13 protein-coding genes, 1 tRNA gene, 2 pseudogenes and 1 riboswitch are annotated in these 10,282 nt (G+C 69.0%); of the genes and pseudogenes, 6 read left to right on the forward strand and 10 right to left on the reverse strand.

Translation table 11 applies throughout. The features are described 5' to 3' along the window. Positions 1-315 (reverse strand): annotated as a pseudogene (locus AB0C20_RS22440) (N-acetylmuramoyl-L-alanine amidase); the annotation flags it as partial. Positions 316-550: 235 nt separating this feature from the next. Then, a riboswitch (cyclic di-AMP (ydaO/yuaA leader) is annotated at positions 551-686 on the forward strand. Between the two features lie 67 nt (positions 687-753). Between AB0C20_RS22440 and AB0C20_RS22445 the strand changes: the two are divergent. Further along, entirely contained in the window at positions 754-1,740 is a 987-nt protein-coding gene (locus AB0C20_RS22445) for an NlpC/P60 family protein (RefSeq protein WP_357568667.1), read from the forward strand. Positions 1,741-1,813: 73 nt separating this feature from the next. On the opposite strand, the gene dcd is transcribed toward AB0C20_RS22445, so the two are convergent. Further along, positions 1,814-2,392, reverse strand: a complete 579-nt coding sequence (gene dcd / locus AB0C20_RS22450; RefSeq protein ID WP_030332009.1) for a dCTP deaminase — start codon at positions 2,390-2,392, stop codon at positions 1,814-1,816. Positions 2,393-2,491: 99 nt separating this feature from the next. Between dcd and AB0C20_RS22455 the strand changes: the two genes are divergently transcribed. Both AB0C20_RS22455 and AB0C20_RS22460 read left to right on the forward strand, forming a co-directional pair. Further along, a complete protein-coding gene (locus AB0C20_RS22455) occupies positions 2,492-3,049 on the forward strand; it encodes a pyridoxamine 5'-phosphate oxidase family protein (RefSeq protein ID WP_357178904.1) in 558 nt (185 codons plus the stop codon). 252 nt (positions 3,050-3,301) lie between these two features. Beyond that, positions 3,302-3,375: transfer RNA gene (locus AB0C20_RS22460), tRNA-Gly, on the forward strand. Positions 3,376-3,391: 16 nt separating this feature from the next. On the opposite strand, the gene AB0C20_RS22465 is transcribed toward AB0C20_RS22460, so the two are convergent. From AB0C20_RS22465 to AB0C20_RS22480, 4 genes are all read right to left on the reverse strand, one after another. Further along, a complete protein-coding gene (locus tag AB0C20_RS22465) occupies positions 3,392-3,934 on the reverse strand; it encodes a hypothetical protein (protein ID WP_357568668.1) in 543 nt (180 codons plus the stop codon). Positions 3,935-4,007: 73 nt separating this feature from the next. Beyond that, positions 4,008-4,529 carry a 2'-5' RNA ligase family protein gene (locus AB0C20_RS22470; RefSeq protein ID WP_357568669.1) on the reverse strand — a complete coding sequence of 174 codons (522 nt, stop codon included), beginning with the start codon at positions 4,527-4,529 and terminating at the stop codon, positions 4,008-4,010. Between the two features lie 105 nt (positions 4,530-4,634). Further along, positions 4,635-5,306: a class I SAM-dependent methyltransferase gene (locus AB0C20_RS22475; RefSeq protein WP_357568670.1), complete on the reverse strand. Its 672-nt coding sequence runs from the start codon at positions 5,304-5,306 to the stop codon at positions 4,635-4,637. Then, positions 5,234-6,172 (reverse strand): LD-carboxypeptidase, encoded by a 939-nt coding sequence (locus tag AB0C20_RS22480; RefSeq protein ID WP_357568675.1) that lies wholly within the window; start codon positions 6,170-6,172, stop codon positions 5,234-5,236. The genes AB0C20_RS22475 and AB0C20_RS22480 overlap by 73 nt, the downstream gene beginning before the upstream one ends. Before the next feature lie 286 nt (positions 6,173-6,458). On the opposite strand from AB0C20_RS22480, the pseudogene AB0C20_RS22485 reads away from it, so the two are divergent. Together AB0C20_RS22485 and AB0C20_RS22490 are read left to right on the forward strand one after the other, a co-directional pair. Next, positions 6,459-7,184 (forward strand): annotated as a pseudogene (locus AB0C20_RS22485) (AfsR/SARP family transcriptional regulator); the annotation flags it as partial. Positions 7,185-7,189: 5 nt separating this feature from the next. Beyond that, the gene (locus tag AB0C20_RS22490; protein WP_357178915.1) at positions 7,190-7,480 is read left to right on the forward strand and encodes a hypothetical protein; all 291 of its coding nucleotides are present in this window, start codon (positions 7,190-7,192) and stop codon (positions 7,478-7,480) included. Positions 7,481-7,506: 26 nt separating this feature from the next. Here AB0C20_RS22490 and AB0C20_RS22495 read toward each other — a convergent pair whose 3' ends face one another. From AB0C20_RS22495 to AB0C20_RS22505, 3 genes are read right to left on the reverse strand one after another with little or no spacing between them, the layout of a single operon-like run. Further along, positions 7,507-7,944 carry a GyrI-like domain-containing protein gene (locus tag AB0C20_RS22495; RefSeq protein ID WP_357178918.1) on the reverse strand — a complete coding sequence of 146 codons (438 nt, stop codon included), beginning with the start codon at positions 7,942-7,944 and terminating at the stop codon, positions 7,507-7,509. A gap of 34 nt (positions 7,945-7,978) precedes the next feature. Further along, positions 7,979-8,323 (reverse strand): transcriptional regulator, encoded by a 345-nt coding sequence (locus tag AB0C20_RS22500; RefSeq protein WP_357178920.1) that lies wholly within the window; start codon positions 8,321-8,323, stop codon positions 7,979-7,981. Further along, the gene (locus AB0C20_RS22505) at positions 8,320-9,075 is read right to left on the reverse strand and encodes a hypothetical protein (RefSeq protein WP_357178922.1); all 756 of its coding nucleotides are present in this window, start codon (positions 9,073-9,075) and stop codon (positions 8,320-8,322) included. The genes AB0C20_RS22500 and AB0C20_RS22505 overlap by 4 nt, the downstream gene beginning before the upstream one ends. Before the next feature lie 182 nt (positions 9,076-9,257). On the opposite strand from AB0C20_RS22505, the gene AB0C20_RS22510 reads away from it, so the two are divergent. Next, the gene (locus AB0C20_RS22510; protein ID WP_238685215.1) at positions 9,258-9,599 is read left to right on the forward strand and encodes a VOC family protein; all 342 of its coding nucleotides are present in this window, start codon (positions 9,258-9,260) and stop codon (positions 9,597-9,599) included. A gap of 25 nt (positions 9,600-9,624) precedes the next feature. On the opposite strand, the gene AB0C20_RS22515 is transcribed toward AB0C20_RS22510, so the two are convergent. After that, entirely contained in the window at positions 9,625-10,269 is a 645-nt protein-coding gene (locus tag AB0C20_RS22515; protein WP_357178926.1) for a dihydrofolate reductase family protein, read from the reverse strand. Positions 10,270-10,282 lie beyond the last annotated feature (13 nt).

Consider the following 10,282-nt stretch of genomic DNA (forward strand, 5'->3'; position numbering starts at 1 on the left):
GGCGCCGGCGTCGTGGTGGCCGCGCCCGGGCAGGGCGGTCACGTGCCGGGCGTCGGTCAGGTGCATCGGGCCGTAGCCGCCACTGGTGCTCGGTGTGCCGGCGTTGGTGTCCCAGCGCGACTCCAGGTAGGAGACGGCGAGCAGCACGACGGCCGGCACGCCGTACTCGCTGGCCGCAGCGGCGTACTGCTGCTGGCGGTCGGTGGTGGGCGCTGCGGCGGCCGGGCCGACGGAGAGCGGCACAGTGGTCGCGGCGGCGACCACTGTGGCGGCGAGCAGTGCGCGCCAGCCGGTCGACAGGGTTGGATGGTGCATCGAACCCCCTAGATTCTCGCGAAGTGAGGTCAGGTCACCATCGCGCCGTCCGGGAGGTCACGTCAATACCTTTCTATCTATCGAAGCCGATGGAAAGAATTCTTCACGCACTGTCGGTGACCTCTTCCAATCCGTACGGAGTGTCACTGCCGCACGGGTTGCGGATCGGTAACAAGCGTCTCTACTCTGGTCATTCGTCGGCCCGACAGCAGCTCCGCCCAGCCCGGGCGGTAACGGACCGACACCGCCGAGTCGTTTCCGAGCGAACCGGGGACCCAAGTCCCTCGGGGTGAATCCGCAGCCACTGCGGTAGGGCGCCGACTTCCCGCCCGAACCCGTCAGCTAACCCGGTAGGCGGTCAGGAAGAAGGAGTACGGAACCCCGGTGGCACTCCATGCCCCGCGGCCGTCGTCCGAGCGGTCGGCATCAGCCGGCCCGGTGTCGATAGTGCCGCGCCCACGCTGGTCCCGCTTCACCACCGCACTCGCCGCGCTGGCCGGCATCGCCGTCGTTCTGACCGGCAGTGCCACGGCGGCCCACGCCGATCCGTCCGTCGCCGAGATCGAGCGCCAGATCGACGCCGACTGGAACAAGCTCGAACCGATCATCGAACGGCACAACGCCACCCGCACCGACCTCGCCGCGAAGCGCAAGCAGGCCGACGCGCTGGCCGCCCGGATCACTCCGCTCGAGCGCCAGGTCGACGCCGCGATGGACAAGGTCAGCGCCCTGGCCGTACGCGCCTACAAGGGTGAGAACGTCTCGACGGTCAACGCCGTGCTGGGCAGCCGGTCGCCCAGCGAGGTGGTCGGCCAGCTCGAAATGCTCGACCGCTTCGCGCACAACCAGCAGAAGGACGTACGCCAGGTGGCCGACCTGCGCGACCAGTTGGCCGCGCAGAAGGCGCCACTGGACGAGATGGTGGCCCAGCTGACCCGCACGGAAGCTCAGCTGGCGGCGAAGAAGAAGCAGATCAACGATGAGATCGACCGCCTGCAGAAGCTGCGCCTCAAGGTGTACGGCAACGGCGGCGGCGGTCCGCTGCGCCCGGCGCCCTGCCCGGGTAGCTACCCCGGCGGCGCCGCGGGCACCGCAGTCAAGTTCGCCTGCGCGCAGATCGGCAAGCCCTACGTCTGGGGTGCCGAGGGCCCGAACTCGTACGACTGCTCCGGGCTGATGCTGGCCGCCTGGGCGAAGGCCGGCGTGTCGCTGCCACACAACGCCGCCGCGCAGAGCCGGGTGACCAAGGACGTCAGCAAGGGCGACCTGCGCCCTGGCGATCTGGTCTTCTACTACAGCGACATCCACCACGTCGGCATGTACGTCGGCGGCGGCTGGGTGGTGCACGCCTCGCAGGCCGGTCAGCCGGTCAAGATGAAGAAGGTCGACGACGGCCCGATCCACAGCTACGGCCGTCCAGGCTGACAGTGAGTGCTCGAAGGGCCCGTCGCGATCCGTCGCGGCGGGCCCTCGTCGTCTCGGTTCTAGCGGGTGGGCCTCAGCGGGTTGGCCAGGTGCGCCAGTGCTGCCAGGCGCGGCTGGGTGTCGGCCCCCGCTGGCCCTGGTAGCGCGAGCCGTAGACCACCGAGCCGTACGGGTGCTCGGCCGGCGAGGAGAGCCGGAAGATGCAGAGCTGCCCGATCTTCATGCCCGGCCAGAGGGTGATCGGCAGGTTCGCCACGTTCGAGAGTTCCAGCGTCACGTGACCGGAGAAGCCCGGGTCGATGAAGCCGGCGGTGGAGTGCGTGAGCAGACCGAGCCGGCCCAGGGAGCTCTTGCCCTCCAGTCGGCCGGCGAGCTGGTCACCCAGCGAGATGACCTCCAGCGTCGAGGCGAGCACGAACTCCCCCGGGTGCAGCACGAACGGCTCGCCGTCGGGGACCTCGACCGCCGAGGTCAGGTCGTCCTGCTGCATCGCGGGATCGATGTGGGTGTAGAGATGGTTGTTGAAGACCCGGAACAGCCGGTCGAGTCGGACGTCGATGCTGGAGGGTTGGACCAGGGTGGGCTCGAACGGCTCCAGGCCCAGCGTGCCGGCCTTGATCTCGGAGACCAGGTCGCGGTCGGAGAGCAGCATCGGACCACCATAGCCGCGTTGCCGAAAGTGGCCGGATTCGGTGCCGGTGACCAGCGCGTCGAGGTCGCTGCTCGTACATTTGTTCGATAGAATGCCCACATGGCTTCCTGGTCCGAATTCGCCGCCGACGAGCCCCGACTCGCCGACGGGATCCGCATTCTCCTCCAGCAATACGGGCCGGGCTTCGGCTATCTGGCCACTGTCCGTGCCGACGGCGGGCCCCGCGTCCATCCGGTCTCCCCGGTCATCACCGCCGAGGGGCTGTTCTGCTTCATCATCGACTCGCCCAAGCGTCGCGACCTCGAACGTGACGGCCGCTACGCGCTGCACTCGTTCCCGGCGGAGGAGAGCGACGACGAGGCGTACGTGGCGGGGCACGCCCGTCCGGTGAACGATCCGATCCGGGTGGCCCAGTTGGCGCAGAGCGCCCGGGCCGAGCCGCAGGTCGACTGGCGGCTCTTCGAGTTCACTGTCGACGTGGCGATGCTCACCCGCCGCGAGCAGCACATCGCGGGCATTCCGGGCCTCGCGCCGAGTCGGCCGGCCGTTCGGGTCTGGCTCGACCCAAACGCCCCGTCGGCGGTGGCAGCGCCGCTCGCCGTCCCGCAGGCTCGCCCGACCCGCCTCAGCCGTGACGTCCAGTGCACGGCCGCCTGACCACCGCCGGAAGATCATCGGTGCCGGCTCCGTCGTAACGGAGCCGGCACCGGGCGTACGTGCCGGTCCAGCGCCCGCCGCCTGCGGTGATCAACTCGACTTCAAGAAAGTCGCGGGGTCCCAGCGCTCCGGATGCCCCGACTTCCAGAAAGTCGAGTGGATCAACCCGGGCGGAGCGGTACGCGGACACCTGCGGCCGGCGGGGGTACCTGGGTGCAGAGGCCCGACGACTCGGGTACAGTGGTGCCGCTTGCGGGTGTAGTTCAATGGCAGAACATCAGCTTCCCAAGCTGACAGTGCGGGTTCGATTCCCGTCACCCGCTCCACGTACGGAAGCCCTGGTCAGGACAGACGTCCCGCCAGGGCTTCCGTGGTTCCGGGTGATGCCCGCTCGCCGCGTTCGCTGTTGAACTCAGCGCAACAGTCTGCAGCTCGTCCATGTTGGTTCGGTACCAAGTGCCTCGGGTGAAGGCGTGCAGGTCGCCCGCTCCGGCAGGTGTAGCGGAGCCGCTGTGCTTCGACGCCATCAGGTAGCACGAGACGGCACTGCCCGCCGATGCGGCGCACGCCGTCTGTGCCGATGCGCAGCGGCTGCACGAACGACACCCGAAGGTCCGTCTCCACGTCGATGGCACCGACAGTCCGGATCCCCTTGCCACCGACATGCCAGGTGACCTGCTTGCGCCGGGAGTCGATCCGGTTTGACCAGACGGCGAACGCCGTACCATCGGGCCCGACGCCGACCGCCTCAGGCTCGCGCTCCATATCCGCGCGGTCCGAGGGCGTCAGAAATCCATGGCGTTCCAGTGGCACAACCGGCAGCTTCAATACGTCCAGCCGCCGCTGAAGACTGGCCTGATCGCGTTCGCCTCGTGGTGTCGTCATCGCGACCATCATCGGTCACCCGGCCACCGGATTCGCGAGGGTCGGCGGGCCATTAGCGGGCCGGTAGCCGGAGTCATCCCAGCGGGAAGTCGCAGACGGTACGCCAAGGGCTGACGTCGGGCGTTCCGGCAATGAGCCGGACTCTGTCGATGGCTGCGGTGATCGGCAGGTGCGCGGAGACGGTTTCTGCGGCGTGGCTCAGCGTGGGCTTGGCGGCGTCGTGACCGATGGTCAGGTGTGGCACCACGTCGCTGTGCGCCCCGGCATACGGGGGTGCCTCGGGAAAGCGCTGCCACACCGCCGACGTAAGTTCCCGGAACGGGCGAGCTGGCTGCGGAGCAAGCCAGACGACCGTGTCACCAAACCAGCCAACGTGCGTCAGCGCGACGTTGAAACGCGGTATCCCGGCAATGGTGTCGCGCAGCACCGCCAAGACCTGCTCATCGATCTCCTGTGGGGGCAGGAACGGGTGGAGGACGGTCACGTGCGCTGGCACCCCCCACCCGGCGGCCGGGTCCAGCGAGGCCCGGAACCGGCCCACCGCCTCCTCGGCCTCGGGTATCGGCACGATGAGCGCCGTCTGTGTCGGTTCCATCCCCGCAGTTTCCAACCACCGTCGATGCCGGTCCACTGGATTCACCACCCGCCGGGCGGTCCGCGCCAGCAAGGTCGGACAGGCGTGGTGTGCAAGCGCCCGTCCCTAGTCTCCGGACCGCAGTCGTGCGGCGAGGAAGGACGGCCGTTCGGTGAGACGGGTGTACGCGGCTTCGTCGACCGTGCGGAGTTCGGCGCGCGGCCGTGGCTCGACGAGCTTCTCCAGTAGGAATCCGGCGTCCAGGAGTTCGCCGAGGAATGTTTCCACCGTCATCCGCTGGAAGTGGAGAGCGCCCGGCCCGTGCGGCAGGTCGACCCAGGAATCGTCGTAGTAGGAGCCGCCGAAGTGTCGCCAGTCAGCCGTCGGATGGGTGGTCGAGATGACGAGCCAGCCGGCGGGACGTAGCACCCGGCGCATCTCGGCGAGCAACTGCCGCCGGTTTGTCAGATGACCGATGACCAGCGCGCAGACGATCCCGTCGAAGGACGCATCGGCGGCGAAGTCCAATGGCCGCTCCAGGTCGTGCAGGCGAAACTGCGCTCGGCCGGCACGTGAGTGGGCATGGCGGAGCACTGTGGCGCTCGCGTCGATGCCGGTCACCCGGTCCCGGTAGGCATCCGAGCACGATCCCGACCGCTGAGGGGATCCGCAACCGCTTTCGCCCGGCGGCACGACGCTCGCCCGCAGCAGTTGGCAGAGGGCCGCTATCGGTAGTCGGCGAAGATGCGACGTTCCACGCCGTCGACGGTGACCGGGCCGCCGTGAGGAAGGATCCACTGCGGTCTGGTGTGGCCGAACGGGACGCCGACGCAGACGACGGCCTCGGGGTTGTAGCGGGTCACCACGTCGACGACAGTGTCGCGCTGCTGCTCGCGAAGTCGCGCCCGATCCGCGGCCGGGGGTCGACGGGTGTGGTCGGAGACCGGCGGACGGGCGACCAGGACCGCGTCGACGGCGCTGAGAAGACCTCGTTCACCCAGTGACCGGACGATCCAGCCGACTTCGCGGGCGGGGAGAAGCTCCTCCGACGTCTCGATGATCAGCACCCCGCCGTGCAGGACCTCCGGGGGAAACGGGAAGCGTCCCGCCGTCAGGATCCACTGGATGACTTCCAGGCAGCCACCCCAGGTGCGGCCGGTGACTGCGCGGGACGGCCCGTGCCAGCTCCACGGCTCCGTCGGTTCGCGCTCCCCAAACGACTTCAACGCCTGCGGATCTGCCCAGTCGATTCCGACATCCTCGGACTCACCCGGGTCGGTGATCTCCAGCCGTTCCCCGGTGAGTAACGCCGCTCGCAGCGACCGAACGTGGATGTCGTCGACGGCAGGCCCGGGGCCGAGGTGCACCTGGGAGGACCCGCCGTAGAAGCTGGCGATGCCGTGACCCCAGAGCCAGTGGTGCAGGTTGGTGTTGTCGCTGGTGCCGAGGAACGGCTTCGGGTCGGCTCGGGCCAGGTCGGCGTCCAGGTGGGGGATGACAGTGATCTGGTCGTCGCCGCCGACGACGGCGAGAATGCCGCGTACCCGGGGATCCGCGAAGGCGGCGTTGATGTCCGCCGCCCGCGCTGCCGCGCTCGCGCCCACCTGGCGGGTGGTGGGGTATTCGACCGGAACGAGGCCGGTCAGGTCAGCGAGCCGTCGCATTGCCTGCTCGTGGATCCCGGGATAGGCGCCGGCCGCGGCGAAGGACGGTGAGAGGACCGCGAGGTGGTCCCCCGGGCGTGCCTTCCGAGGACGAACAAGCTCATGCTCCATGTCGAGATCCAACAGGTGCGCGAGCCCGTGCGCATCTCATTTCGAGACGCGTCCCAGGACAACCACGGCGATCTTTACCGGCGTGCAAGTGGCCAGGAACGCGTGGTCGACCGCCGTCGGCGGAGCGGGCATCGGCCACACGGATGCCTCTCATGTTCATGGCAGGATCTGCCAGGTGCAGGTCAGGATGCTTGGTCCATTCGAGGTTCGCACGGACATCGGCACCGTCATCGACGTGCCGGGCGCGCGGCTGCGCGGGCTGCTGACCGCCCTCGCGCTCAACCCGGGTCACGTGGTCCCGAAGGGGACCCTCGTCGACTGGATCTGGGGCGAACATCCGCCCACCGACGCGGCTAACGCCCTGCACCGCCTGGTTTCCCGGCTCCGGAAGGCGCTGCCGGAGGGGTCGATCGAGGGACAGACGGACGGCTACCGGTTGATGGTCGAACCCGACGTCGTCGACGCCGTACGGTTCGAGCGCCTCGTCGGTCTGGCTCGCGATGACGAGGGCCCGCAGCGGGTACGGCGGTTGCGCGAGGCCCTCGACCTGTGGCGCGGTGCGGCGATGCAGGACGTCGGTCTGGTCGACAGCACGGCGCTCGACGCGGCGGTCACCCGGTTCGACAGGCTGCGTCTGACCGCCCTGGAGGATCGCTTCGACGTGGAGATCAGTCTCGGCCACGGTCCGGAGCTGGTCGCGGAGCTGACCGACCTGGTGGCCGCGCACCCGGTGCGGGAACGGCTGGTTCTCGGGTTGATGCAAGCCCTCGCCGCGAGCGGCCGTGACAACGAGGCGCTGCTCGTGTACCAGCGCACGAGTGAGGCCTTGGCCGACGCGCTGGGCGTCGACCCCTCGCCGGAACTCTCGGCGTTGCACGTCGCGCTCCTGCGGGGCGCGACGTCGCGGTGAGCGGCCGGGTCGGCGCTCGGGTGCAACGGCTGGTGCTGGAACACGGCGACGGGCAGACGACCACGGCGCGCTTGGCGCACGGGGTGTTCGGCCTACTCACCGATCACGCAGAAGTCACCAGGGACGCCGAGTTGGTCAGCTATGACAGCACCGGGGCAGAAATCGACCGCCGCCTGCTGTTCCGTTCGTCGCACGAGTTCGATCACTGTTACGTGGACTCCGCCGGCACCCTCGTCTACGGCAAGCCGGGAGCTGACTGCCGACCAGCCGAGCCCTGGGGAAGATAGGCGAGCCCGGTGAACCGCCCGCGTCGCTAGCGGGCGTTCACCGGGATCAGCAGGTCGATCTCGTCGCGCCGACGGTAGAACTCGATGCTGGGACGCGTCGAGTCGTGGTCGGCGACCTGCTTCAGCTCCGCGTATCGGGTGGGGATGTGCGAGTAGATCTCCGGCGGCTCGCCCTGCACGGTCGTCGACAGGTAGTGACCGCCGGGGATCGACCCGGACTCGAGCCCGTTCAACGCCGCATCGTCGTCGTCCTGGACCTGCACACAGACCCGGTATGACCCGTCGGGCGGGCCGAAGACCCCGAAGAACTTCCGCCCCTGGAGTGACCCGACGATCGTCTCCAGGCGATCCCACGCCTCGGTGATCGCGTCCTGCTCGTCGGCGGTCGAGATGAACAGGACTGGTGTCTCCCGGCGCTCGACGCGCCGGGTGATCAGATCCGCTGCGGGCATCGACGCATTCATGACCGGCAACCTATGCCACCCGTACGACAGGCTCCTACCCGGTTGGCCGCGGAGGGCCACCCAACTCCTGGTGGCGGCGCAGCAGCTCGCGCAGCGCGTCGATCTCGGCAGTCAACGCGGCCTGCCCCTGATCGGTGATCCTGATCCAGGTCTTGGGCCGGCGGCCGTGGTAGCCCCGTTCGATCTGGATCAGGTCGGCCTCCTCCAGCACGGCGAGGTGTCGGGAGAGGTTGCCGGCGGTGAGTTCGAGGGCGTCGCGCAGGTAGGCGACCTCCACCCGCTCGGCCTCCGCCGCGATGGTGAGGATGCCGAGCCGGTTGCGTTGGTGGACGGTGTCGCTGAGCCCGTTCGTCGGGTGCCCGCCGGTGCCGGTGCTCATGTCGACCTCTTACCCGTGGTGAAAAGAGCGATGATGCCACCGACGAGCAGGATCGGCGCCGGCAGCAGGGCCGCCAGCAGGAAGCTGTGGCGGTTCAGGTCTCCCGGCTCGAAGTTGGCGGTCTGGAAGTAGATGTTCACGAGGGCGACCGCCGCAGCGTAGAGCGCGGCCACGGCCGTCAGGCCTCGGCTGCGTTCCAGTCGAGCCAGAACCAGTAGCCCCACCGCGATGACCAGGTGCGGGATCATGCCGCGATCGGAGACGCCCAGCAGCGGTGTGGTCACCCAGCTGGTCCCGTTCGACACCGACGTCGCCGAGTTGAGCAATAGGAATCGCAGCACGATCGGCAGCACGAGCCCGACCAGCGTGCCGACGATGCCAGCGATGACGTATGTCCGGGTCGGTGTCTGGACACCCACCCGCGCGCCGTGCCACCGGTACCACCCGAGGGTCAGCAGGTAGCCGCCGATGAGCGCCACCAACCAGTACCACCCGAGGCCCGCCGAGCGTTCGAGGAAGTCCCCACCGAGGCCGGTCAGCGCGGGGTTGTCCTGCGGACCGCGCATGACGAGGGGGTCGGTCGACTCCACGTACAGGGGGGCCGCCGCCGCGATCAGGAGACCGAACAGCAGGAGCGGCAGCCAGTAGGCGTGCCGGGTGACCCGGGTGCGGCGGCGGAGCGCGGCCATCGACGCGAGGAGTTCTGCGGGGTTGTCTCTGCTGTTCGGCGCGGTGCTCGATTGCTCCGACACGATGACCTCCAGGCCGCTTGGCGCTGCTGCGATACCAATAGGTTTGCATCGCAAACCATTCTGCGCAAGAGGTAACCGAACAACGACGCCCACCGGTATCGACAGTGGTGGTTCCACCGGAGCCGCAGCGCGGCTAGGGTCCGGCGTGGAGGTGGTCCGTGTTCACCGAAGCCTTTCCGATCGTGACGACACCTGACCTGCCACGACTGATCGCGTTCTACCGGGACGTGGTCGGCTTCGAGCTGACCTACCAGTTCCCGGACGAGGGCGCCCCGGAGTTCGTCGCGCTGCGGCTGGGCAGCAGCGAGCTCGGCCTGGCCGCCAACCCGGAGGCTGGCGGGCCGGCCGACTCGCACCGCTGGGAGTTGTGCGTCTACGCCGACGACTGCGACGCAGCAGTGGGCGCGCTGCGTACGGGTGGAGCGACGGTCACCGAGGAGCCGGTCGACCAGCCCTGGGGCGAGCGGTCCGCCAGGGTCACCGACCCCGACGGCAACCGGTTGCTGGTGCTGGCCCGGCTCTAGACGACGGCGCCGGGGAGGAGGGCGGTCATCGCCTCCAGAACAGCAGATGGGTGACTCCGCTGGGGCTGGGCACCGACTCGAGGTGGAAGCGGTCGAGCAACTCGTCGGGGCTGTCCCACAGCCGCTCGCCCCGCTGGAGGTCGACGGGCGCCACGGCGATGTGCATCGTGTCGACCAGGTCGGCCTCGAGGAACTCGCGGATTATCGCCACCCCACCACCGAGGCGTACGTCCCGACCGTCGGCTGCCTGCTTCGCCTCGGCCAGTGCCTCGGCCGGTCTGACATCGCGGAAGTGGAACGTGGTGTCGGACAGGCTGAACGACGGACGCAGGTGGTGGGTGAGCACGAAGACCGGCGTGTGGAACGGCGGGTTGTCCCCCCACCAGCCCTGCCACTCGTGGTCCTTCCAGGGGCCGCGCTGCGGGCCGAACTTGTTGCGACCCATGATCTCCGCGCCGATGTTGCACTCGGCGTCGCGGGTCAGGTAGTCGTCCAGGCCACGAGTGCCGCCCGGCTCGGTGCGATACACGAAGCTGGCGGTGGCGGAACGCCAGGAGAACAGTGGGGTGGGGTCCGCGTGACCGAAGGGCCGCTCCAGGCTCTGCCCCTCTCCGGTCCCGAACCCGTCGCGCGAAACGTTGAAGCACTGCACCCGCAACAGTTGCGGCATGGTGTCCCCTCCT

The sequence above is a fragment of the Micromonospora sp. NPDC048843 genome (assembly GCF_040649965.1).
Classification (GTDB): Bacteria; Actinomycetota; Actinomycetes; order Mycobacteriales; family Micromonosporaceae; genus Micromonospora; species Micromonospora hortensis.

What these genes read in the sequence shown, in the direction of transcription:
- dcd (WP_030332009.1), bottom strand. Translation starts at nt 2,392, where the DNA reads ATGCTGCTCTCCGACCGCGACCTGGTCTCCGAGATCAAGGCCGGCACG.
- AB0C20_RS22455 (WP_357178904.1), top strand. Translation starts at nt 2,492, where the DNA reads ATGGCTTCCTGGTCCGAATTCGCCGCCGACGAGCCCCGACTCGCCGAC.
- AB0C20_RS22465 (WP_357568668.1), bottom strand. Translation starts at nt 3,934, where the DNA reads ATGACGACACCACGAGGCGAACGCGATCAGGCCAGTCTTCAGCGGCGG.
- AB0C20_RS22470 (WP_357568669.1), bottom strand. Translation starts at nt 4,529, where the DNA reads ATGGAACCGACACAGACGGCGCTCATCGTGCCGATACCCGAGGCCGAG.
- AB0C20_RS22480 (WP_357568675.1), bottom strand. Translation starts at nt 6,172, where the DNA reads ATGCGACGGCTCGCTGACCTGACCGGCCTCGTTCCGGTCGAATACCCC.
- AB0C20_RS22495 (WP_357178918.1), bottom strand. Translation starts at nt 7,944, where the DNA reads ATGAATGCGTCGATGCCCGCAGCGGATCTGATCACCCGGCGCGTCGAG.
- AB0C20_RS22500 (WP_357178920.1), bottom strand. Translation starts at nt 8,323, where the DNA reads ATGAGCACCGGCACCGGCGGGCACCCGACGAACGGGCTCAGCGACACC.
- AB0C20_RS22515 (WP_357178926.1), bottom strand. Translation starts at nt 10,269, where the DNA reads ATGCCGCAACTGTTGCGGGTGCAGTGCTTCAACGTTTCGCGCGACGGG.